The following is a 21,768-nucleotide window of genomic DNA, read 5'->3' as shown; positions in this document are numbered from 1 at the left end:
CTCAGGCACCGCCGCCGACGGGTTGGGGGGCCGGTGCGCGGAACCGGTTGATGGCGGTCAGGTGGCGCTCGCGCAGCTCGCGGTCGCGGACGCCGAGGCCCTCGGCGGGGGCGAGCGCGAGGATGCCGACCTTGCCCTGGTGGCGGTTGGCGTGCACCTCGTGGGCGGCCTGTCCGGTCTCGGCCAGCGGGTAGACCCGGGAGAGGGTGGGGTGGACCCGGCCCTTGGCGACCAGTCGGTTGGCCTCCCACGCCTCGCGGTAGTTGGCGAAGTGGGAGCCGACGACCCGCTTGAGGCTCATCCACAGGTAGCGGTTGTCGTAGGCGTGGTGGTAGCCGGTGGTGGAGGCGCAGGTGACGACGGTGCCGCCGCGGCGGGTGACGTACACGCTGGCGCCGAACGTCTCACGGCCGGGGTGTTCGAGGACGATGTCGACGTCCTCGCCGCCGGTGAGTTCACGGATCCTGGCCCCGAACCGCCGCCACTCGCGCGGGTCCTGGGTGTGCTCGTCGCGCCAGAAGCGGTAGCCCTCGGCGCCGCGGTCGATGACGGCGGTGGCCCCCATCCGGCGGCAGAGCTCCGCCTTCTCGGGGCTGGAGACGACGCACACCGGGGTGGCGCCGCCGGCCAGCACCAGCTGGGTGGCGTAGGAGCCGAGGCCGCCGCTCGCGCCCCAGATCAGCACGTTGTCGCCCTGCTTCATGGCGGCGCCGTTGCGGGAGACCAGTTGGCGGTAGGCGGTGGAGTTGACCAGACCTGGCGCGGCGGCCTCCTCCCAGCTGAGGTGGCGGGGCTTGGGCATCAGCTGGTTGGCCTTGACCAGCGAGAGCTCGGCGAGGCCGCCGAAGTTGGTCTCGAAGCCCCAGATGCGCTGCTGGGGGTCGAGCATGGTGTCGTCGTGCCCGTCGGCCGACTCCAGCTCGACGGAGAGGCAGTGCGCGACCACCTCGTCGCCGGGGCGCCAGGCGTTGACGCCCTCGCCGACGCGCAGCACGACGCCGGCCAGGTCGGAGCCGATGACGTGGTAGGGCAGGTCGTGGCGGGCGGCGAGCGGCGAGAGCCGGCCGTACCGCCGCAGGAAGGCGAAGGTGGGGACGGGCTCGAAGATCGAGGTCCACACCGAGTTGTAGTTGACCGAGCTGGCCATCACGGCGACCAGGGCCTCGCCTGGGCCGAGCGGGGGCACCGGCACCTCGTCCAGGTGCAGGGAGGCGCGCGGGTCCCTGGCCCGGCTCGGCAGGCCGTCGAACATCGCGGTCTCGTCGCGGTGCACGGTGATGGCGCGGTAGGACTCGGGGAGCGGCAGTGCGGCGAAGTCCGCTTCGCCGGCGGCCGATTCGTCGAGCGCGGCGATCGCCGCGAGGATCTCCTTCACGGGCTGCCTCCGAGGGCAGGCGGGGGTCACGACAGTTGGCTGAGCGCTTGAACTGCGAACTGTGAGCGCGTGGTTGCGGCTCGCGCGGTGGCGCGGTGTGACGGGCGCCCGCGATTGCGTGGGACAGCGCCCGGATGCTCGTACCGTATGGCACCCGGTGCCGCCCCGCAAGGCACTGCGTGCCAACAATTCCGCTCATTTGTCATCACCCCTCGCGCATACGAGCGGAGGGGGTTTCGGGGGGAGCGGACTACGACCTGTCGGTCAGCGCCTGTTCGATGGTGCGCATGACCTCGCTCAGCGGCGCGTCGGTGCGCGCCACCGTCACCAGCACCTCGCCCTTCGTCGACGCGAAGGCGGCCGGGGGCGAGGCGGTGGCGGCGATCACCGGCAGCGAGGCGAAGGTCCGGCGCACGATCGCGAACGCGTGGTCGAGCTCGGCCTCCACGTCGCCCTCGCCGTCCCGGCGCAGCCAGCGCCGCAGCACGTGGTTGTGGGCGGTCACCACGGCCGCCGCCGCCACCTCGGCGAGCAGCGGCTCGTCCCCGTTGTGCGAGTTCTCGTCGAACTGCCCGAGCAGGTAGCGGGTGAAGAGGCGCTCGTAGCGGGCCACCGAGGCGATCTCCCGCTCGCGCAGCGCCGGCACCTCGCGGGTCAGCCGGTAGCGCTGCACCGACACGGCGGGCGCCGCCGCGTACATCTTCATGACCTCCTTGATGCCGCGACACACCGTGTCGATCGGGTTCTCGTGCGCGGGCGCCGCGTCCAGCACGGCCTTGGCGCGCTCCAGCGTGTCGTCGTGGTCGGGGAAGATCGCCTCCTCCTTCGACCGGAAGTGGCGGAAGAACGTCCGGCGGGCGACCCCGGCCGCGGCGGCGATCTCGTCCACCGTGGTGGCCTCGTACCCCTTGCTCGCGAACAGCTCCATCGCGGCGCCGGCGAGCTGTCGGCGCACCTTGAGCCGCTGGTGGGAAACCTGGGGACGGACGGACTTCACGGGCTGGGCCATGAGGCGAACGTACTCCATCCGTCACTCGCGACGCTTCCGCGTTCCACGCCGTCAGCCGGTGGAGCCGTAGGAGTGGAAGCCGCGACCCGACTTCCGCCCCAGACAGCCGGCGGCCACCAGCTGGCTCAGCAGGCCCGCCGGCTCGTGGGTCGGCTCGCCGAACTCGCGGTGCAGGGTCCGCTGGATGGCGAGCGCCACGTCCAGGCCCACGACGTCGAGCAGTTCGAAGGGGCCCATCGGGTAGCCGGCGCCGAGCCGCATCGCGGTGTCGATCGCGGCCGGCGTCGCGTAGTGCTCCTCCACCATCCGCACCGCGTCGTTGAGATAGGGGAAGAGCAGGGCGTTGACGACGAAGCCGGCCCGGTCGCGGCAGTCCACCGGGTGCCGGCCGATCGCGGCGCAGACGGCGTGCGCGGTGGCGTGCGCCGCGCCGCCGGTCAGCACGGTGCGCACCACCTCCACCAGGCGCATCGCGGGGGCCGGGTTGAAGAAGTGCATGCCGACGACGTCCGCGGGCCGGGAGGTGGCCCGGGCGCAGGCGATCACCGGCAGCGACGAGGTGGTGGTCGCCAGGACGGCGCCCGGCCGGCACTCGGCGTCGAGGGCCGCGAACAGCCGCCGCTTCACGGTCAACTCCTCGGCCACCGCCTCGATCACCAGGTCGGCGCCGGCCAGCGCCGCCAGCGACCCGGCCGGCCGGACCCGGGCCAGCGCGGCGTCCCGCTCGGCCGCCGTGATCCTGCCCTTGCGCACCCTGTGCTCCAGCGATCCCGCGATCCGGTCCCGCGCGGCGGCCGCGCGCCCCGCGTCGCGCCCCACCAGCGTCACCGGCAGCCCCGCCGCGCCGAACACCTCGGCGATCCCGGCGGCCATGGTGCCCGAGCCGACCACGCCCACGGCCGCCACCTCGCGCGGCTCGCCGAGCCGCGCGCCGCCGGTCGGGGTCAGCTCGTCCGGCACCGCCGCGCCGTCGTGCGGCGCGCGATAGGTGTAGAATCCGCGCCCCGCCTTACGTCCCGTCATCCCCGCCTCGACGAGCTGCCCCAGGATGGGCGCCGGCACGTACGGCCGGTGCCCGGTGCGGCGGTGTAGCGCGTCGAGCACGGCGCGCGCCGTGTCGAGGCCGATCAGGTCGAGCAGCGCCAGCGGCCCCATCGGCAGCCCGCAGCCCAGGCGCATCGCCGCGTCGATGTCCTCGCGGGTCGCGTAGCGCGACTCGAACATCGCGGCCGCCTGGTTGAGGTAGCCGAACAGCAGCCCGTCCGCGACCAGCCCAGGACGGTCGCCGGCCGGCAGCGGCTCCTTGCCGAGGTCGTGGACGAGCGCGGCGACGGCGGCCAGCGCCTCGGGCGCGGTGAGCACCGAGGAGACCACCTCGACCAGGCGCATGGCGCGCACCGGGTGGAAGAAGTGCAGCCCCACGACCCGGCCGGGCCGCGCGGTCTCGGCCGCGAGCCGGGTGACCGGCAGCGCGTCCGTGGTGGTGGCCAGCACGGCGGTGGGCCGGACGACGGCGTCGAGGTCCCGCAGCACGGCGCGCTTGAGGGCGAAGTCCTCGGGCACCGCCTCGACCACCAGGTCGGCCTTGGCGACCGCGGTGAGCTCGGCGTGCGTGGTGAGGCGGCCGGAGCCGGCGAGCCCGGCGGACGCGGCGAGCGCGCGGCCGGCGGCGGCCGGGTCGACGTCCACGCCGACCACCTCCCGCCCCGACCTGACGAGGGCCTCGGCGAGGCCGGCGCCGAGGGTGCCGAGCCCCACCACGGCGACGGTCCTTAGGACCGGCGGGGCGGGCGCGGGGGAGAGGAGGGCGGCCGAGGCGGCGGTGCGCTGGTCCATGGCGAACTCCAGGGTGACGACCGGGCAGGGGCGAACTGTCGGCCGACCGGCCCCTGTCCCGGGAGCCCGCCGAAGAGGTTCGCGACCGCGTCACCGTCGCATCGCATGAGCCACAAGGCGCTCTGATGAGCAGCCTACCGAGCCGGGGCCGCCCGCCGCCACCCCCGCGCGTGCCCGAGCGCCGCGAGACCGTCGAGCGCGGCGCCGAGCAGGGCCCGCACCACCCCGGCACCCATGAACTCCGGCCGCACGTACACGGCGTGGAGCTCGCCCCAGCCGACCACGCCGTGCCCGTCGACCTCGGCCACCAGGTGGGAGACGCCCGGCGGCTCCTTCGCCAGACCGGCCCGCGGCCCGGCCGGCTCGGCGTCCGCCGGCTGGAGCCCTCTGACCGATATGCCCATGCGCCGCAGCGTAGTTCGGCGTCACTCCGACGGCGCGACGTTTTCGGTTCGGAAGGTGATCACGCACATGGGGTGCGCCTACGATGGGCAGCGTCCGTCCGAGCTGTGGTCCGTGTGGGGGCCACGGGAGGAGAGGGGAAACGGATGTCCGCTGATGTCCCGGGGCAGGGGCCGCTGCCCGCCGCGTTTCTGACGCCCGGTTCCTCGTCGTTCCTCGACTTCCTCAAGGAGCACTCGCCCGGGGTGCTGCCGCCGCTGCCCGAGACCCCGACCGGGCGCGCGGCGGCCGAGGTGCGGCACGGCACCACCATCGTCGCGGCCACCTACGCGGACGGCGTGCTCCTCGCCGGCGACCGCCGGTTCACCGCCGGCAACCTGATCGCGCACCGGGAGGGCGAGAAGGTCTTCCCCGCCGACGAGTTCTCCGCCGTCGGCATCTCCGGCACGGTCGGCCTCTCCGTCGACATGGTCCGGCTCTTCCAGCTGGAGCTCGAACACTACGAGAAGGTCGAGGGCGTCCCGCTCTCCCTGGTCGGCAAGGTCAACCGGCTGACCTCCATGATCCGCGACAACCTCGGCATGGCCATGCAGGGCTTCGCCGCCGTCCCGCTCTTCGCCGGCTACGACCTGGCCGCCCGCCGTGGCCGGATCTTCTCCTTCGACATCACCGGCGGCCACAGCGAGGAGTTCGGCTTCGCCTTCACCGGCTCGGGATCGCCGTTCGCGCGTGGCTCCCTCAAGAAGCTGCACCGCGAGGGCATGAGCGAGGACGAGATCGTCACCGCCGTCGTCCAGGCGCTCTACGACGCGGCCGACGAGGACACCGCCACCGGTGGCCCCGACCTGACCCGCGAGCTCTTCCCGAGTGTCGCGCTCATCACCGAGGACGGCTACCGCCGACTGCCGCAGGACCGCGTCGCCGAGCTGGCCCGCGCCGTGCTCGACCAGCGCCGCCAGCGCCCCGACGGGCCGATCGCGCCACCGCTCTGACGGTCGGGAAGGGGCGGGCCGTCACGTCGCTCGCGGCGGATCAACGAACGATCCCGCTGGGCCCCGGCCCGCCGATCCGCTGATCAGGCGGAGAGCTCGGCCATCACCGCCGCGTGGTCCGAGGGCCAGACGTCGGAGTCGCCCCCGGGGACGGGCCCGGCGCCCGTGCGCCACACGGCGGTGACCGCGCCCTCGCCGCCGGGCCCCGTCGAGCCCCGGTGGATGTAGTCGGTGCGGCTCCCGAAGGAAAGCGCCCCGTCGGCCGGGGGCGGCCCCGAGCGGAACGTGTCGGCCGGCCGGCCGGGATCCGCGAACCGCCAGACGTCGGTCATGACCTGCCCTGGCACGGCCGGCGCGGTCAGCGTCCCGCCGAACAGCCGCAGCTCGTCGGCGCCCGGCTCGGCGTTGAAGTCCCCCGTGACCACCGGCGGGAACGGCGTCCCGCCCCGCCGCTCGGCGACGAACCGGGCGAGCTCCGTCACCTGCGCGACCCGCACCGCGGAGCCCGCCGGGTCCGAGTGCAGATGGGTGGTGAAGAACGGCACCCGCGCCCCGGGCGCGTCGACCAGCGCGAACAACGCCGTCCGCACCTCGTCGGGACCACCGGCCGTCGGCAGCCGCCGCACCTCGGAGTCCACGATCGGCCACCGACTGAGCACCGCGTTCCCGACCCCGTCGGCCGGCTCCCGGGCCCGACCCCGCCAGTGCTCGAACACCGCGCCCGGCGCCCACGCCCAGTGCATGCCGAGCTCCCCGGCCAGCCAGCCCGCCAGGTTCTCGTCCTCCGTCGCCCAGACCTCCTGGAACCCGCAGACGTCGGGGCGCTCCCGCCGCAGCCAGTCCAGGATGACCGCCCGCCTCGCCCGCCAGTCGCCGAACCGCCACCACAGATTCCACGTCATGATGCGCACGGGGCCGATGCTACGGGCTGCCACCGGCCGGCAGGCCGGCCCGAAGCCGTCGCAGCGAGTCGCGACCCGGCACGTGGGTAGGGGCGGGGAATCCGGTCTCGGAACCCGGGGAGGGGCCATGGACGCCAGCACCATGTTCGTCGTGATCGCCGTGAGCGGGGTCGTGCTCTTCAGCCTCGCTTTCGTGCTGATCATCTACGGCGCGCTGACGAGGGGACGTCGAAGCCGCCACGGCATCGGTGGTCGCGGCGGGATGGGTGGCGGCGGCGGGTTCGGCGGCGGTGGCGGGGGTGGCGGGGGTGGCGGACTCTGACGCCTCCGCGCGCAGCGGAGGGCCGGCGGCGGTTCGCGGTCGGTGAATCGGCTGGCGGCAGAACGCGGGCCGCCGGCCCCGCCGAACTCCCTACGGTGTCAAGCCTGGAGCCGAGGGAGGAACCATGGAGACGATCACTGGAACCGCGGCCGGGGTGCCGTTCACGGCGCTCCCACCGGCGGCCTTCGACGGTCCCGCGCCGTTGATCGTGACGTGGCACATGCTGGACGCGCCACGCACGGCCGCGGCGTTCGCGGCCGCGCTGCCCATGGCCGGGGTGCCCGCCTGGCGGGTCCACCTGGGTATGCCGATGTGTGGCGCGCGGATGGTCGAGGGACGGGTCGACGCCGTCCTCGAACTCGCCCGCCAGGAACCGCTGACGGCCTTTCTGGCCCCGCTCGCCCGGCAGGCCGCCGACGAGTTCCCGGCCGCGCTCACCGCGCTGCGCGACCAGCTGCCGGTCGACGACGGGCCGATCAGCGTGCTCGGCGCCTCGCTCGGCGGGGCCGTGGCGCTGCGGGTGCTGGCCACGGGCCGGATCCCGATCCGGGCGGTCGCCCTGGTCAACCCGGCGGTGCGGATCCGGTCCGTCGTCGGGCTCGTCGAGGGCCTCACCGGACGGCCGTACCGGTGGACCGCGGAGTCCCACCAGGTCGCCGACGAACTGGACTTCGTCGCCCGCGTCGACGATCTCACGGCACGACCGCCGCTGCTGCTCGTCAGCGGCGAGCGGGATCACCAGGACCTGCGCACGGACGCGGCCGCCCTGGTCGACGCGCTGCGCGAGCGACACCCGCGGCCGGGCGAGGTCGAACTCGTCACCGTGCCTGACCTGGCGCACCCCCTGGCCGAGGAACCTGGCCTGGAGCCGGCCCCACAGCTGCCCACGGCCAGGGCGGTCGACGACGTCCTGACCCGCTGGTTCCGCCGATTGTTCGACAGGGGCGTGGGCTGAGACGTGCGCCGCGCGCGAGCCGGACGCGCCGTCGCGTCGCACTGAGCCCGGGGCGGGTTCAGGCCTGTGAGTGATTACAGCGGGCGCACGTCTTACTACCGTGGGTCCGCATGGTCCCCTTGCTGAAGGAGTTCCTCATGCGTCGGATCACCGCCCCCCTCGGTGCCGTCGTGGCCGCCGGAGTGCTGGCCCTCGGCCTCACCATCCCCGCACACGCCGCCAACGGCGACATCCGCGGCGACGGCTGGCACATCACCAACCCCAGCGGCTGCTACAACGTGCCGGGACACCCGTCCGAGGTGCGCAACAACACCGACGAGAACGTCCTCGTCTACGAGCACGCGGACTGCGTGGGCCGCGTCATCGAGGTCATCACGCCCGGCGGCGTCTCGGCCCCGGGGGTCGCCGCCACGCACGGCAGGTCCCTCTATGTGAGCTGACCTGGCCCCCGGCGCGCTCGCCGGGCGGCCGGTGTTACGGTCCGGACCATGACGATTCGGGCCGTGGTGTGGGACATCGACGACACCCTCTGGGACTACACCGGCTCCGACCGCGCCGGCGCGCTGCGCCACCTGGCGGCCGAGGGGCTGCTCGACCGGTTCGCCGACCCCGAGGCGGCGCTGCTGCGCTGGCGCTCGGTGATGGAGGAGCACTACGCCCGCTTCGAGGCCGGCGAGCTGACCTTCGAGCAGCAGCGCCGCGAGCGGGCCCGCGCGTTCCTCGGCCAGCCGCTCACCGACGCCGAGGCCGACGCCTGGTTCGACCGCTACCTGGCCCACCGGGACGGCCACCACGTGCCGTTCCCGGACGTGCTGCCGGCCCTCGACGCGCTGACCCCCGGCTACCGGCACGGCCTGCTCTCCAACTCCGGCCTGCGCGGCCAGGAGGCGAAGCTGTCGGCGCTCGGCATCAGGGAACGCTTCGAGGTCCTCGTCTGCTCCGACGAACTCGGCCACGCCAAGCCGGCACCCGAGGCGTTCTGGGCGGCCTGCGCGGCGCTGGGGCTGCCGCCGGAGGCCGTCGCCTACGTCGGCGACCGCCCCGACATCGACGCCGCCGGCGCGACCGCGGCCGGCCTGCACGGCATCTGGCTCGACCGCACGGGACAACGCGACGCCGCCGGCGGCCCCCCGCCGCCCCACCGGATCACCACCCTCGCCGCGCTCCCCACACTCCTCACCGAACTGGGCCGGCGCCGCCTTTGACGTTCCGCCGCGGGCTTGGCACACGCCACGACCGAGGCGGACCACCGGCGCGGGCCGCGCGCAGGGCGTGAAAGGGCGGGCGGTGGGGAAACCCGGCGCGGAGCGCCCGGGTGCCCGGCGGCGCAGCCGCCACGCCCCGGCGCCGGCACCCGCGCGGAGCGCGGCGGCACAGCGCGGCGCTTCGCGCCGCTCCGCGCCGCGCGCGGCCCCGCTCAGCGCCCGACCGCGTACGCGTCGTGGATCGTCTGTTCGATGGCCCGGCCGTCGCGCGCCTCACCGGTGACGCGGATGGAGAGGTGGTCGCCGGGCCGCGGCAGCAGCGGCGCGGCCACCAGCGACGTGCCGTCCGGCTTCGGCAGGACGAGCGCCCGCGTCCACCGTTCGCCGCCGTCCCTGGAGAGCCAGACCCGCAGCGTGCCGGCCACCGTCGGCAGTTCGCCGCCGATGTGGTCGGTGCTCGCCAGCCGCAGCCGCAGCGTCGGCGGCCGCCAGGCGGGGAACGCGCCGTCGGCCGGGCGGTAGTCGACGACCAGCGGCCGCGGCGCGTCCCCGGGTTCGGACGTGAACGTCCAGGCCGTGTCGATGGCCCGGCCGATCGGCAGCCGCTCCTGGTCGGGCCGCGCCGAGGACTCGAGTCGGTAGGTGCCGCGCCCGGGTGGCGTCGGGAACACCCCCTCGTACAGCGGCGCCAGCTCCGCCCCGTCGCGGAACAGCCGCATCGGCCGCAAGCCGGCCGCGTCCGGGTCCCGCAGGTGGCCCATGTGCTGGCCGTCGCTCAGCCCGACGCCCACCGCGAGGCGGTCGTCCTCGTGCTGGAGCCCGGTCGCCGACACCGTGGCGCCCCTGAACCACACCGGCGCGTCGCTGCCGCCCGGCTCGTACGCGGTGGGCGGCGCGCAGAACTGCGCCAGGTCGGGGTCGGGCCCGTTGACGCACTGCACCCAGGCCAGGTCGGGGCGCGCGTTGACCATCTCGATTCGCCGCCCGGGCAGCGGCAGCGGGTGCGCGACGGCCAGGTCCGTCGCGCCGAGGCCGAGCCGGGCCAGCCGGAACTCGGTGACGTTCGAGACGTCCTCGCCCAGCGCCCGGTAGTCGGCGTCGACGCGCACCAGTTCGCGGGCCTCGGCCCGGGAGACGCCGTACACCGGCGGGTCGGGGATCGTGGGCCCGCCGAGCGCCAGGTCGTAGAGGTCGGCCCGCCCGGGCGCGGGACGGCCGGTCGCGGCCAGCCGCCACCTGGTCTCGGCGGCCGCCTCGCCGTGCGTCACCGGCGCGGTCGGCTGGAGGAACACCCGCCCCCGCTCGATGTCCTCGGGTGGCGCGTACAACTGGGCGCCGACCGTGCCGAGCCCGGCCGCGTCCCGCCGCTCGTAGGCGAGGTACGCCTCGGTGACCCGGGTGTCGACGCCCGCCACCTCGGCCGGCGCCAGCGGCTCGGCCCGGCGCGCGTCGATCACCACCGACGCGTCCTCCCAGAGCGCCACCTCGGGATCGCCGGCGATGGCCCAGCTCGCCGGCTCCGCGCCGCGCGCCGGCGTCTCGACGGTGACCATCGTGGTGTAGGGGCCGGGGGCCATCCGGGCGTGCGCCCGGCCGTTCTCGTCCAGCGGCAGCACGGCGAACGTGCCGCCCGTCGGCAGCCACGCCGACTCCATGTTGCCGATCAGCACGCTGCCGCCGGCGAACGGTTCGCCCCTGCGGTCGAGCACCGTCACGTCGAGGTCGCGGCGCGGCGGCTCGGCGTACAGGCTCACCGGCAGCACCAGCGGCTCGCCGCCGGCGCCCGCCCGCGTGACGGTCACGGCCCCGGTGTGGACGCCGTACAGCCCGGCCGGCAGGTCGAGCGTGACGGTGATCTCGGCGGCGGCGCCGGGGGCGACGGTCAGTTCGGCGGGGGAGACGCGCACCAGGTCGGCGGGCGCGTCCGCGGTGGTCGCGACGTTCTGCTGCCAGTCGCGCAGCGTCAACCGCTCGGGCGTGGTTCCGGTGTTGGTGAGCGTCAGCGGCAGGCTGAGCCCGTCCCCGGCGGTGCCGTCCCGCAGGTAGCCGAAGTCGAGGTTGGAGCGGTCGGCCACCAGCGTCTCGTTGGCCGCCTGCGGCAGGTCGAGCAGCCCGCCGCCCTCCGCGTGCGACCACACCTGTTCGACGTCGTAGGGGTCGGCGGTGGTGGTCAGCGCGGCCTTGACCTGCCGCCAGTCCCAGTCGGGGTGCCGCTGCCAGAGCAGCGCCGCCGCCCCCGCCACGTGCGGCGTCGCCTGCGAGGTGCCCGTCATCGTCGTGTAGGGGTCCGCGGCACCGCCGCCGGCCCGCGCGCCGACGATGTCGACGCCGGGCGCCAGCAGGTCGGGCTTGGCCCGGTAGGTGCCGGCGGTCGGCCCGCGCGACGAGCCGCGGTACGTGCCGCCGTCGGCCCGGGCGGCGCCCACGGTCAGCGCGCTCTCCGCCACCCCCGGGGAGCCGACCGAGCCGATGGTGGGGCCGACGTTGCCGGCCGCCACGACGAACAGCGTGCCGTGCTCGGCGCTCAGCGCGTCCACCGCGAGCGAGACCGGGTCGTCGCCCGAGGCGCGGCCGCCCAGGCTCAGGTTGACGATGTCCGCGCCGCGTTCGACCGCCCACTCCATGCCGGCGATCGCCCAGGACGCGTACCCGGTGCCGGCGGCGTCGAGCACCTTCCCGGACAGCAGCCGGGCCCCGGGCGCCACCCCGTGTCGGGCGCCCGCCGCGGCCGCGCCGGTGCCGGCGAGCACGGAGGCGACGTGGGTGCCGTGGCCGTTCTCGTCGGCGGGCGAGCCGTCGGCGGTGAAGTCGGCCTCGGCGACGACCTGTCCCGCGAGGTCCGGGTGGGCGCGGTCGACGCCGGTGTCGAGCACCGCCACGTCCACGCCCGAGCCGTCGAGTCCCGCGTCCCACACCTCGGGCGCGCCGATCTGCCGCAGGTTCTGGTCGAGTTCGGCCGCGGTGAGGCGCTGGTCGAGCCACACCCGCGGGCGTTCACCGGCGGCGAGCGACGACCGGGCCGTGCGCAGCGAGTCGACGAAGTCGGGGGCCTCGCGCGCGTCGAGGGCGAGCGCGTCGGCGTCGATGCTGGGCAGCGGAAGCGTGTCGGGGTCGTCGGCGAGCGTGTCCGGCGCCCCGGCGCCGCGCACGATCAGCGGCACGGTGTCGGCGGCGGCCGCGCCGTCCTCGGCGGCGCGGCGGGTGACGTTGAAGAGCTCCAGGTCGAGCACGTCGGGAACGAGGGGGGCGACGGAGCCCGGCAGCACATAGACGTCGCCGTTCTGCCGCAGCGTCTGGAACGCGAAGGCGGCCGAGGGGTCGGCCGGCGTCACCGTCACGGAGGGTGCGCCGTCGACGTCCGGTCCGAGCGTCACCCGGTCCCCGGTGACCAGCAGCACGGCGCCGGCACCGGTGCCGGTTCCGGCGGTCGGGGGCGGGGGCCCGGGGACGGCCGGCGCGGGCGGGGCGGCGAGCGCGCCGAGCACGGCGACGAGGCCGCTGATCAGCGCGGCTCTTCGGAAGGTGGACTGCCGAGGATGGGACATGACCGAGTCCTATCCCACGGCGGGGTGTGACGAAATAAGCCTCGGGTTCGTCTTGTCGCCACGTCTGCTTTCCGACAGCATCGCGGAATGCTGCAACCCCTCGGCGTCACCGACTTCGCCGAAACCGCCTACCGAGCGTTGCTGGCAGCCCCCGGGCTCACCGTCCCCGAACTCGCCGGGCGGCTCGGGCGATCGTCCGGGGCGACCCGGCGGGCAGCCGGCGAACTCGAGGAGCTGGGGCTGGTGAGCCGCCTGCCGGGCCGGCCGGTGCGACTGCTGGCGACCCACCCGGACTCCGCGATCGACCTGCTGGTGGCGCGGCGGCGCGAGGAGTTGGAGAAGATCCGGGTGACGGCGCGCGCCCTGGCGGCAGAGGTCCATGTCGAGCGCCAGCCGAGCGAGTTGCTGGAGATCGTGGTCGGACAGGCCGCGATCGCCGCCCGCTTCACCCAGTTCACCCGCAACTGCCGTGCGGAACTGCTGGTGTTCGACCGCCCGCCCTATGCCAGCCCCACGGAGGAGGACGGCCAGGGCGCGGTCAACGGGCTGCTGCGGGAGGGCGTTCGGGTGCGGGGCATCTACGCGCCGGAGTCGCTGAGCCAGCCGGGCGGCCTGGACGCGGCGGTGCTGGCGGCCAAGCGGGGCGAGCTGTCACGGGTGCATCCCCGGGTCCCGATGAAGCTGGCGATCACGGACCGGCAGGTCGCGCTCCTGCCGCTGGTGCTCGACGACATGGTGACCAGCGCGGTGATCGTCCGCCCGAGCGCACTGCTCGACGCGCTGGTCGCCCTCTTCGAACTCCTCTGGGAGCAGGCCGCGCCCCTGCTGGTCGCGGACGAGGACAAGGCGCGGGACAAGGACCTGCTGACGCTGTTGGTCGCCGGCCTCAAGGACGAGACGATCGCCCGCCAACTCGGCGTCAGCACGCGGACGGTCAGCCGGCACGTCGCCGACCTGATGGACCGGCTCGGCGCGCGCACCCGTTTCCAGGCCGGCGTACTGGCCGAGCGGAACGGCCTGTTGGCCGACGACTGACCCAACCGGCCGGCCCGACCGCCACGCCCGCGAGCGGGCGCGGGTGGGTGGGACCCGTGGCGCGGCGCCTCCCACCCACCCGGAACCCCGCCGGGTCAGCGCGTGTCGACCCGCACCGCGGCCTTCGTCGTCACCGTCGGGGCGCCCGTCACGGGGACCGCGATCTCCAGCGGGGAGCCGGCCACGGCCAGGCCGGAGACGCTCAGCGGGCGCAGCTCGTCCGGGAGGCCGGGGGCCACCGTGAGCGTGCCGCCCGGCACGTCCGCCGCCAGGCCGAGGAGCGAGGTCAGCACCTGGACGGAGGCCGCCGCCGCCCACGCCTGGGGCCGGCAGGACGCCGGGTAGGGCACCGGGCGGGCGCCCTCGTCCGCGCCGTAGCCGGCGAAGAGTTCGGGCAGCCGGGCCTCGAAGCCGTCGGCGGCCCGCAGCAGGCCGCCGGCCAACTGGCCGGCCGCCTCCGGGAATCCGGCCCTGGCCAGGCCGGAGACGGCGATGGCCGTGTCGTGCGGCCAGACCGCGCCGACGTGGTAGCCGAGCGGGTTGTAGCCGGCGCCGGCGCTGCTGTACGTGCGCAGGCCGAAGCCCGAGTCCAGGTGCGGGCCCGCCAGCCGGGCGGCGAGCAGCGCGCTCTCCTCGCGGTCGAGCAGCCCGGTGCCCAGCAGGTGACCGAAGCCGGAGGTGACCGAGTCCACCGGCCGCTTGTCGCGGTCGAGCGCGACCGCCGGGTAGGGGCCGAACTCGTCCCGCACCCAGAACCGCTGCCGGAAGCGGGACCTGAGCCGCTCGGCCCACTCCTCCCACTCGTCCGCGCCCGGTCGGTCGAAGGCGCGCAGCAGGGCCGCGCCGGCCAGCGCCGCCTCGTACGCGTAGGCCTGCACCTCGCACAGCGCGATCGGCGCGGTGGCGAGGGAGCCGTCCCGGTAGCGGATGGAGTCGCCGGAGTCCTTCCAGCCCTGGTTGGCCAGGCCACGGCCTGTGGTGTCGATGTACTCGAGGAAGCCGTCGCCGTCGGCGTCCCCGTGGTCCCGCATCCAGCCGAGCGCCGCCTCGGCGTGCGGCAGCAGGGCCGCGACCTCGGCCGGGTCGAGGCCCCAGCGCCAGGCGTCGTGCAGCAGCGTCACCCAGAGCGGGGTGGCGTCCACCGTGCCGAAGTAGCGCGGCGGCAACGACAGGCCGTGGTCGGGGAGTTCGAGCCCCGCGCGGCGCACCTCGTGGAGGATCTTGCCCGGCTGCTCCTGGCTGTTCTCATCCACCGCGCCGCCCTGCCTGCGGGCCAGCACCCGCAGCGTGCCGGCGGCGAGCGAGGTGGACAGCGGCAGCAGCATCCGCGCCGCCCACAGCGAGTCGCGGCCGAAGAGGGTGGCGAACCAGGGTGCGCCGGCCGCCAGGAACAGGTCGGACGGCTGCTCGGGGTCGGCGAGCAGCAGCCGCTCCAGGTCCAGGTGGGACTGGGTGAGCCAGCGGTCGAAGCGGCGGTCGGCGCTGCGCAGTCGCGGCTCGCGCCACGGCGTGGACCCTGGCTCGGCGGCGGGGAAGGTGGGCGGGCCGCCGTCGGCCACCGTCACCACCAGCTCGGCCGACCAACTCGCGCCCGGGGCCAGGGAGATGTCGTAGCGCAGCAGCCCGCCGTCCGGACCCGCCGTGAGCTCCTCGGGCGCGGGTGACGAGGACAGCCGCACGGTCGTGCCGGCCTCGTCGGGATCGGTCCACCCGAGGCCGGCGTCCCCGAAGGTGTCCGCGGCCACCTCGGCCGTCGCCGTCCCCGACTTGACCCGCTCCATCGCCGCGAGATCGGTGCCGGCGTCCACGGTGAGGGATATCCGCGCCGGCAGCCCGCCCGCGTTGACCACCTCCAGGGCCTCCGTCAGCACCCCGGGGCCGATCGCCCGCCGCCTGGTCAACGTCACCGCCGGGTCGGCCGTGGCCTCGGCGACCCCGCGCAGCACCGACCTGAACAGCGCGCCGTCCGCGCCCTCCAGGCCGCCTCCGGCCGCCACCACGGGCACCCCGTCCACGGCCACCCGCAGCCGCGACAGCACCCGCACGTCGGCGTGGTAGAAGCCGTCGACGCCCCGCTCGAACTGCCCGTCGGGACGGGAGACGGCGAAGCTCGGGGCGTACAGCGTCACGCACGCGTCGTGCAGGAACGGTTGCAGCCCGGCCTCGGTTTCGACCGGGGACTTGACACTCATGAACGTTGATACCAATCTTCTCAGCCATTGGAGCGTTCAAATGAATGTAGACGCAGTTCAGCGGCTCGGCAATGCCCCTGGAGCGCTCCAAGAAACACAAGAGCAACATCCAACGGGCCGACGACAGACCACGGGAGACGACGAGCGATGACGCCACCGGCCGGCCGGCAGGCAGGACGACAGGGAGGGGTGACCCTCGCCATGGTCGCGCGCCGCGCCGGCGTCTCGCCCCAGACCGTCTCCAACGCCATCAACGCGCCGGAGCTGCTGCGTCCCGACACCCTGGAGCGGGTCCAGCAGGCCATCGAGGCGATGGGCTACCGCCCGCACCGCGCCGCCCAGGCCCTGCGCACCCGCTCCAGCCGGCTGATCGGCTACGGCATCCAGTCGGTCGCCGTCGACCGCTCGACGCCGGTGATGGACCGCTTCCTGCACGCCCTCACGCAGACCGCCGAGGAGGCCGGGCACCGCATCCTGCTGTTCGCCTCGCCCACCGGCCCCGCGCTGCTCTCGGCCTACCAGGAGCTGCTCGACACCTACAGCGTCGACGGTTTCGTGTTGAGCGACACCACCCGCGGCGACCCTCGCCAGGCGTGGCTGGAAAAGCACGGTGTGCCGTTCGCCGCTTTCGGGCGTATGTGGACGGGGCGTCAGATAGGCGACTTCGTGGACATCGACGGCGCCGCCGGCATCGAGGCGGCCGTCGACCACCTCGTGGAGCTCGGCCACACCAGGATCGGCTTCCTCGGCTGGCCGCGCGGCTCGGGCGCCGGCGACGACCGGGCGCTCGGCTGGAAGCGCGCCGTCCAGCGCCACGGCCTGCCGAGCCGCGGCCGGCGGGCGGAGAGCACCGACGAGGTCGCGCACGCCGCGGCGGCGGTCGAGCCGCTGCTCGACGCCGGGATGACCGCGATCATCGCCGCGAGCGACACCCTCGCCATGGGCTGCTACCGCGCCCTGCGCGACCGGGATCTCAGCCCGGGACAGGACGTGTCCGTCGTCGGCTTCGACGACTCGCCGGCCGCCGCGCTGGTCTCGCCCGGCCTGACCAGCATCGACCAGCCCATGACGACCGTGGGCCGGGAGTGCGTCCGGCTGCTGCTGGCCCGGGTCGCCGACCCGGCGCGCGAGCCGGAACACGTCGTGCTCGCCCCCACCCTCGTGGTCCGTGAGAGCACGGTCACGCCCCCCTCAGACCGACTGACCCCGTAAACCCGAGCCGCACCATCACCCAGAGGAACGCGATGACGCACCACTCGACCGCCCGTAGAACCAGCCGCCAGATAGCCCTCGTCGGCGCCGCGACGCTGCTCGCCGCCGCCGCCTGTTCGTCCAGCTTCGACGACGGCGAGACCGAGCAGGAGGAGAGCAGCGGCCCGCAGGAGCTGAGCGTGCTCATCGCCTCCTCGGGCGACGCCGAGACCGCCGCCGTCCGCGCCACGGTCGAGGCGTACGAGGAGGAGTCCGGGAACACCGTCAACCTGGACGTCGCGCAGGACATGAACCAGCAGCTCAGCCAGGCCTTCGCGGGCGGCAACCCGCCCGACGTCTTCTACGTCGACTCCAGCCAGTTCGCCAACTACGCGCAGGGCGGCTCGCTCTACCCCTACGGCGCCGAGATCGAGGACGTCGACGACTTCTCGCCCGCGCTGCTCCAGTCCTTCACCCGGGACGGCGAACTGGTCTGCCTCCCCAAGGACACCTCGGCGCTGGCGCTCGCCGTCAACGACACGCTCTGGGAGCAGGCCGGCCTCACCGAGGACGACTACCCGGGCACCTGGGAGGAGTTGGCCGCGGTCGCCGAGCGGCTGACCGGCGACGGCGTCACCGGCCTGGTCACCAGCAGCGAGTACCAGCGGCTCGGCGCCTTCATGACCCAGGCCGGTGGCTGGATCACCAACGCGGACCAGACCGAGGTCACCGCCGACTCGCCGGAGAACGTCGAGGCGCTGGAGTTCGTCCAGACCCTGCTCAACGACGGCGTGATGGCGTTCGCCACCGACGTGGACGCCGGCTGGGGCGGCGAGGCGTTCGGCAAGGGCCAGGCGGCCATGACGATCGAGGGCGGCTGGCTGGCCGGCGCCATGGAGGCCGACTACCCGGACGTCGACTACACCGTGGTGCCGATGCCGGAGGGCCCGGCGGGCCAGGGCACCCTCGCCTACACCAACTGCTGGGGCGTCGCCCAGGACAGCGCGCACCGCGCCGCAGCCGTCGACCTGGTCCGCTTCCTGACCCAGGGCGACCAGCAGATCGCGATGGGCGAGGCGTTCGGCGCCATCCCGTCCCGGCAGAGCGCCGCCGAGGAGTACCTGGCCGCGCACCCGGAGGAGGCCGCGTGGGGCGTCACCGGTGACTGGGTGCAGGGCCCCGTGACCGTGGCCGGCTTCGACCGCGTCCTCGGCCAGTTCAACACCGACCTGCAGTCGCTGCGCACCGCCGACGTCTCCGAGATCCTCGCGAACCTCCAGACCTACGGCGAGGCGGCGCTCGAGGACAACCAGTGACGCACGCTGTCGCTCCAACCGCACGACCCGTCAGGGCCGTCCGTCGACCCGCCCCGACCGCCGGCGTCAGCCGGCCCGGGCGGTCGGCGGCGGCCGGGCGGCCGGCTCGAACCCCCGTCGGTAGGAGGTCGCGGTGACCCTCGCCACCGACCACCCACGCGACACCGCCGCCGACGGGGGCCGGACCCCTTGGCGGCGCAAGACAGCCGGTCGCCGGCGTTCGTCCCTGATGGGTTGGCTGTTCGTCAGCCCGTCCGTGACCGTGCTGGGCCTGTTCCTGCTGCTGCCCATCCTGATGGCCGCCTGGGTCAGCCTGCTCGACTGGGACGGCCAGTCCAACCCGTTCACCGGCGGGCGCGCCGAGTTCGTCGGCCTGGACAACTACCGCGACCTGCTCGTCGACGACGGCCTGGACCGGACGCTGTTCGCCACCTCGCTGCGCAACAACGCCTACTACGTGCTGCTGTTCGTGCCGCTGGTGACGATCCTCTCCCTCGCCCTGGCGATGATCGTCAACCAGCGCCTGATCAGGGGCCGTTCGCTGCTGCGGACCACGTTCTACTTCCCGTCCGTCACCAGCACCATCGCGGTCTCCACGGTGTTCCTCTTCCTCTTCCAGGGCAGCGGCGCCGTCAACCGGCTGCTGTCCTGGGTCGGGATCACCGGGCCCAACTGGTTCGCCGACTCGCGCGGCGTCGTCTGGGTCGCGCTCGGCGCGCTCGGGCTCGTCGACCCGGAACGGCCCAGCGGCTTCCTCACCGAGCACGACTTCCTCGGCCTGAGCTGGTTCGAGTGGCTGTCGGGCCCCTCGGTGGCGATGTGCACGATGATCCTGCTCGCCATCTGGACCACCTCGGGCACCTTCATGCTGATCTTCCTCGCCGCGCTCCAGGACATCCCGCGCGAGCTGGAGGAGGCCGCGGCGCTCGACGGCGTCAACCGCCGCCAGCTGCTGCGCAACGTCACCCTGCCGGCGCTGCGGCCCGTGCTGTTCCTGGTGCTGACGCTCGGCCTGATCGGCAGCTGGCAGGTGTTCGACATGGTGTACGTGATGGGCCAGGGCGCGCCGGGCAACACCACCCTCACGCCGGCCTTCCTCTCCTACCAGTCCGGCTTCGACAACGCCGACTTCGGGCAGGGCGCGGCCATCGCGTTCATCCTCTTCGCCATCATCCTGATCTGCACCGGCCTGCAACGCTGGCTGCTGCGCGAGCGCTCCGGGAGGTCCGCGCGATGAGGTCACCCACGAAGCGGGCGCCCGAGGCCCCGGTGCTGCCGCGGTTCGCCGTGCCCTGGCGGGCGGTCGGCTACACCCTGGTCGCCGGCCTGGCCCTGCTGTACGTCCTGCCGTTCGCCATCCAGGTCGCGACCAGCTTCAAGACCATGCCGGACGCCGCCGCCAACCCCCTCACCCTGTGGCCCACCACTCCCACCACGGCCGCCTACGAGCGGCTGTTCGGGATCGCGGACTCGGCCGAGAGCGTGCCGTTCCTGCGCTGGCTGGGCAACTCGACGGTGGTGACGCTCCTGGTCACCGGCGGCCGGGTGCTGTTCGACTCGATGGCCGGCTACGCGCTGGCCCGGCTCAACTTCCCAGGGCGGCGGCTGCTGTTCGTGCTGCTGCTGTCCGTCATGGCGGTGCCGGGCGTGGTGCTGCTGATCCCGAAGTTCCTGGTGCTCAACACCTTCGGGATGTTCGACAGCTACGCCGGCATGGTGGTGCCGCTGCTGGTGGACGCGGCCGGGATCTTCATCATGAAGCAGTTCTTCGAGTCGGTGCCGCGGGAGGTGGAGGAGGCCGCCAGGATCGACGGCGCCGGGGCCTTCCGGATCTACTGGTCGGTGGTGCTGCCGATGGCCAGGCCGGCGCTGATCACCCTGACCATCCTCTCCTTCCAGGGCTCCTGGAACGAGTTCACCCACTACCTGGTGTCGACCCAGTCCAGCGAGTACGAGACGCTGACCACGGGCCTGGCCCGGCTGGTGGCGGGCGGCCTCGGCAGCGGCACCCAGTACCCGCTGAAGCTGGCCGCGGCCGCCCTGTCCACCATCCCGGTCGCGATCCTCTTCTTCTGCTTCCAGCGCTACTTCATCCGCGGCGCCAACTCGGGCTCCGTGAAGGAGTGACGGGTGGCGGGGCGTTCGGCGTCGATGACCCGGCGGGTCATCGACGCGGCGCTGCCGAGGTAGCGGGCCGGGTCGCAGAGCTCGGCGACGCGCTCGGCGCCGAGGTGGCCCACCAGTTCGGCGTGGCCGAGGAGTTCGACTTCGAGGGTGGTGCCGGTCTCGATGGCGGTGCGGCACGCGTCGTAGACGACCTCGTGGGCCCGCTGCCTGCCGAGCACCGGGGCGACCGCCATCATCACGGCCTCGGCGACGATGAGCCCGCCGGTGAGCCGGGTGTTGCGACGCATCCGGTCCACGTCGACCTCCAGGCCGCCGAGCATGAACTCGGCCTGGTGCAGCGAGCTCGACAGCAGCAGGAAGGACTCGGGGACGGCGGCCCACTCCAGGTGCCAGGGCCCGGTGGCCCGTTCGAAGTCCTGCATCATGGCGTCGAGCATCGTGGCGGCCCGGTCCCGAAGGAGCTTGGCGGCGGCGAACATCAGCTCGCTGGAGATGGGGTTGCGCTTCTGCGGCATGGTGGAGCTCGCTCCCCGGCCGGGCACGAAGGGCTCGGCGAGTTCGCCGAACTCGGAGGAGCTCATCATCATCACGTCCCACGCGATCTTGCCGAGCGAACCGCCGACGGCCGCGAACAGCGAGACCAGTTCGACGAGTCCGTCGCGGGCGACGTGCCAGGTGATCTCGGGGTCGCGCAGCCCCAGTTCCGCGGCGAGGGCCGCGCGGGTCCGCAGGCCCTCGGGGCCCTCGCCGAGGGAGGCCAGGGTGCCGGCGGCGCCGCCGAACTGCACCATGAGGGCCCGCTCGCCGGCCTGTGCCAGGCGCTCGGCGTGGCGGTCGAGGGCGGAGAGCCAGACCGCGCAGCGGTAGCCGAAGGTGACCGGCAGCGCGTGCTGGAGGTGGGTGCGTCCGGCCGCGACGGTGTCCACGTGGTCCTCGGCGAGCTGCCGCAGGGTGGCGCGCACCCGGTCGAGTTGGTCGCCCAGCAGCGCCAGGCCCTGCCGGCACTGGAGCATCACGGCGGTGTCCATGATGTCCTGCGTGGTGGCGCCCCAGTGGAGGTAGCGGCCCGCGTCGCCGCACTGGTCGGAGAGCTGCCTGATGATGGGCAGCACCGGGTAGCCGACGATCTCCGTCTCGGCCCTGAGCCGTTCGACGTCCAGGCCGGCGAAGTCGGCCTTGGCGGTGATCTCGGCCGCGGCCTCGGCGGGGATGACGCCGACCTCGGCCTGCGCTCGGGCCAGGGCGGTCTCCGTGTCGATGATGCGCTGGACATAGGCGGTGTCGCTGAAGATCTCCCGCATGGCCGGGGTGCCGAACATGTCGCGGAACAGCAGGGAGTCGAAGACGGTGGTGCTCATGCGCGC

18 protein-coding genes are annotated in these 21,768 nt (G+C 74.2%); 10 read left to right on the top strand and 8 right to left on the bottom strand.

The window, feature by feature from the left end; genetic code table 11:
- Position 1: 1 nt before the first annotated feature.
- The 4 genes from ccrA to RNC47_RS18170 form a co-directional block, all read right to left on the bottom strand.
- Positions 2-1,375, bottom strand: a complete 1,374-nt coding sequence (gene ccrA / locus RNC47_RS18185; RefSeq protein ID WP_311600059.1) for a crotonyl-CoA carboxylase/reductase — start codon at positions 1,373-1,375, stop codon at positions 2-4.
- Between the two features lie 250 nt (positions 1,376-1,625).
- Positions 1,626-2,402: a TetR family transcriptional regulator gene (locus RNC47_RS18180; protein WP_311600057.1), complete on the bottom strand. Its 777-nt coding sequence runs from the start codon at positions 2,400-2,402 to the stop codon at positions 1,626-1,628.
- A gap of 33 nt (positions 2,403-2,435) precedes the next feature.
- Positions 2,436-4,220, bottom strand: a complete 1,785-nt coding sequence (locus tag RNC47_RS18175; RefSeq protein WP_311600055.1) for a 3-hydroxyacyl-CoA dehydrogenase family protein — start codon at positions 4,218-4,220, stop codon at positions 2,436-2,438.
- A 134-nt stretch (positions 4,221-4,354) separates the two neighbouring features.
- Positions 4,355-4,624, bottom strand: coding sequence for a GNAT family N-acetyltransferase (locus RNC47_RS18170; RefSeq protein ID WP_311600053.1), 270 nt, complete (start codon positions 4,622-4,624; stop codon positions 4,355-4,357).
- A gap of 144 nt (positions 4,625-4,768) precedes the next feature.
- Between RNC47_RS18170 and prcB the strand changes: the two genes are divergently transcribed.
- The gene (gene prcB / locus RNC47_RS18165; protein ID WP_311600051.1) at positions 4,769-5,614 is read left to right on the top strand and encodes a proteasome subunit beta; all 846 of its coding nucleotides are present in this window, start codon (positions 4,769-4,771) and stop codon (positions 5,612-5,614) included.
- Positions 5,615-5,697: 83 nt separating this feature from the next.
- Here the strand turns inward: prcB and RNC47_RS18160 are convergent, their stop codons facing one another.
- The gene (locus RNC47_RS18160) at positions 5,698-6,516 is read right to left on the bottom strand and encodes an endonuclease/exonuclease/phosphatase family protein (protein WP_311600086.1); all 819 of its coding nucleotides are present in this window, start codon (positions 6,514-6,516) and stop codon (positions 5,698-5,700) included.
- Positions 6,517-6,643: 127 nt separating this feature from the next.
- On the opposite strand from RNC47_RS18160, the gene RNC47_RS18155 reads away from it, so the two are divergent.
- The 4 genes from RNC47_RS18155 to RNC47_RS18140 all read left to right on the top strand — a co-directional run bounded on the left by RNC47_RS18155 (position 6,644) and on the right by RNC47_RS18140 (position 8,998).
- Positions 6,644-6,838, top strand: a complete 195-nt coding sequence (locus RNC47_RS18155) for a hypothetical protein (protein ID WP_311600049.1) — start codon at positions 6,644-6,646, stop codon at positions 6,836-6,838.
- Between the two features lie 124 nt (positions 6,839-6,962).
- The gene (locus RNC47_RS18150) at positions 6,963-7,793 is read left to right on the top strand and encodes an alpha/beta hydrolase family protein (protein ID WP_311600047.1); all 831 of its coding nucleotides are present in this window, start codon (positions 6,963-6,965) and stop codon (positions 7,791-7,793) included.
- 110 nt (positions 7,794-7,903) lie between these two features.
- Positions 7,904-8,233: a hypothetical protein gene (locus RNC47_RS18145; RefSeq protein WP_311600045.1), complete on the top strand. Its 330-nt coding sequence runs from the start codon at positions 7,904-7,906 to the stop codon at positions 8,231-8,233.
- Between the two features lie 48 nt (positions 8,234-8,281).
- Entirely contained in the window at positions 8,282-8,998 is a 717-nt protein-coding gene (locus tag RNC47_RS18140; protein WP_311600044.1) for an HAD family hydrolase, read from the top strand.
- Positions 8,999-9,210: 212 nt separating this feature from the next.
- On the opposite strand, the gene RNC47_RS18135 is transcribed toward RNC47_RS18140, so the two are convergent.
- Complete coding sequence (locus tag RNC47_RS18135) at positions 9,211-12,543, bottom strand: S8 family serine peptidase (RefSeq protein WP_311600042.1); 3,333 nt, start codon at positions 12,541-12,543, stop codon at positions 9,211-9,213.
- Between the two features lie 87 nt (positions 12,544-12,630).
- Between RNC47_RS18135 and RNC47_RS18130 the strand changes: the two genes are divergently transcribed.
- Positions 12,631-13,578, top strand: coding sequence for a helix-turn-helix transcriptional regulator (locus tag RNC47_RS18130; RefSeq protein ID WP_311600040.1), 948 nt, complete (start codon positions 12,631-12,633; stop codon positions 13,576-13,578).
- Positions 13,579-13,673: 95 nt separating this feature from the next.
- On the opposite strand, the gene RNC47_RS18125 is transcribed toward RNC47_RS18130, so the two are convergent.
- Positions 13,674-15,770 (bottom strand): amylo-alpha-1,6-glucosidase, encoded by a 2,097-nt coding sequence (locus RNC47_RS18125; protein ID WP_311600039.1) that lies wholly within the window; start codon positions 15,768-15,770, stop codon positions 13,674-13,676.
- Between the two features lie 189 nt (positions 15,771-15,959).
- Between RNC47_RS18125 and RNC47_RS18120 the strand changes: the two genes are divergently transcribed.
- From RNC47_RS18120 to RNC47_RS18105, 4 genes are all read left to right on the top strand, one after another.
- Positions 15,960-16,982: a LacI family DNA-binding transcriptional regulator gene (locus RNC47_RS18120; protein WP_311600037.1), complete on the top strand. Its 1,023-nt coding sequence runs from the start codon at positions 15,960-15,962 to the stop codon at positions 16,980-16,982.
- A 32-nt stretch (positions 16,983-17,014) separates the two neighbouring features.
- Positions 17,015-18,277: a sugar ABC transporter substrate-binding protein gene (locus RNC47_RS18115; protein ID WP_311600035.1), complete on the top strand. Its 1,263-nt coding sequence runs from the start codon at positions 17,015-17,017 to the stop codon at positions 18,275-18,277.
- A 133-nt stretch (positions 18,278-18,410) separates the two neighbouring features.
- Positions 18,411-19,514 carry a carbohydrate ABC transporter permease gene (locus tag RNC47_RS18110; protein WP_311600033.1) on the top strand — a complete coding sequence of 368 codons (1,104 nt, stop codon included), beginning with the start codon at positions 18,411-18,413 and terminating at the stop codon, positions 19,512-19,514.
- Positions 19,511-20,404 (top strand): carbohydrate ABC transporter permease, encoded by an 894-nt coding sequence (locus tag RNC47_RS18105; protein ID WP_311600032.1) that lies wholly within the window; start codon positions 19,511-19,513, stop codon positions 20,402-20,404. The genes RNC47_RS18110 and RNC47_RS18105 overlap by 4 nt, the downstream gene beginning before the upstream one ends.
- Here RNC47_RS18105 and RNC47_RS18100 read toward each other — a convergent pair.
- Positions 20,362-21,762 (bottom strand): class-II fumarase/aspartase family protein, encoded by a 1,401-nt coding sequence (locus RNC47_RS18100; protein ID WP_311600030.1) that lies wholly within the window; start codon positions 21,760-21,762, stop codon positions 20,362-20,364. The two genes, RNC47_RS18105 and RNC47_RS18100, sit on opposite strands and share 43 nt — an antisense overlap.
- Positions 21,763-21,768 lie beyond the last annotated feature (6 nt).

It is taken from the genome of Streptomyces millisiae, assembly GCF_031845425.1.
GTDB lineage: Bacteria > Actinomycetota > Actinomycetes > Streptomycetales > Streptomycetaceae > Streptomyces > Streptomyces millisiae.
Note: the sequence above shows the minus strand (reverse complement) of the source record. Positions and strands in the feature narration are given on the sequence as shown.

What these genes read in the sequence shown, in the direction of transcription:
- RNC47_RS18180 (WP_311600057.1), bottom strand. Translation starts at nt 2,402, where the DNA reads ATGGAGTACGTTCGCCTCATGGCCCAGCCCGTGAAGTCCGTCCGTCCC.
- RNC47_RS18175 (WP_311600055.1), bottom strand. Translation starts at nt 4,220, where the DNA reads ATGGACCAGCGCACCGCCGCCTCGGCCGCCCTCCTCTCCCCCGCGCCC.
- RNC47_RS18170 (WP_311600053.1), bottom strand. Translation starts at nt 4,624, where the DNA reads ATGGGCATATCGGTCAGAGGGCTCCAGCCGGCGGACGCCGAGCCGGCC.
- prcB (WP_311600051.1), top strand. Translation starts at nt 4,769, where the DNA reads ATGTCCGCTGATGTCCCGGGGCAGGGGCCGCTGCCCGCCGCGTTTCTG.
- RNC47_RS18160 (WP_311600086.1), bottom strand. Translation starts at nt 6,516, where the DNA reads ATGACGTGGAATCTGTGGTGGCGGTTCGGCGACTGGCGGGCGAGGCGG.
- RNC47_RS18155 (WP_311600049.1), top strand. Translation starts at nt 6,644, where the DNA reads ATGGACGCCAGCACCATGTTCGTCGTGATCGCCGTGAGCGGGGTCGTG.
- RNC47_RS18150 (WP_311600047.1), top strand. Translation starts at nt 6,963, where the DNA reads ATGGAGACGATCACTGGAACCGCGGCCGGGGTGCCGTTCACGGCGCTC.
- RNC47_RS18145 (WP_311600045.1), top strand. Translation starts at nt 7,904, where the DNA reads ATGGTCCCCTTGCTGAAGGAGTTCCTCATGCGTCGGATCACCGCCCCC.
- RNC47_RS18140 (WP_311600044.1), top strand. Translation starts at nt 8,282, where the DNA reads ATGACGATTCGGGCCGTGGTGTGGGACATCGACGACACCCTCTGGGAC.
- RNC47_RS18135 (WP_311600042.1), bottom strand. Translation starts at nt 12,543, where the DNA reads ATGTCCCATCCTCGGCAGTCCACCTTCCGAAGAGCCGCGCTGATCAGC.
- RNC47_RS18130 (WP_311600040.1), top strand. Translation starts at nt 12,631, where the DNA reads ATGCTGCAACCCCTCGGCGTCACCGACTTCGCCGAAACCGCCTACCGA.
- RNC47_RS18125 (WP_311600039.1), bottom strand. Translation starts at nt 15,770, where the DNA reads ATGAGTGTCAAGTCCCCGGTCGAAACCGAGGCCGGGCTGCAACCGTTC.
- RNC47_RS18115 (WP_311600035.1), top strand. Translation starts at nt 17,015, where the DNA reads ATGACGCACCACTCGACCGCCCGTAGAACCAGCCGCCAGATAGCCCTC.
- RNC47_RS18105 (WP_311600032.1), top strand. Translation starts at nt 19,511, where the DNA reads ATGAGGTCACCCACGAAGCGGGCGCCCGAGGCCCCGGTGCTGCCGCGG.
- RNC47_RS18100 (WP_311600030.1), bottom strand. Translation starts at nt 21,762, where the DNA reads ATGAGCACCACCGTCTTCGACTCCCTGCTGTTCCGCGACATGTTCGGC.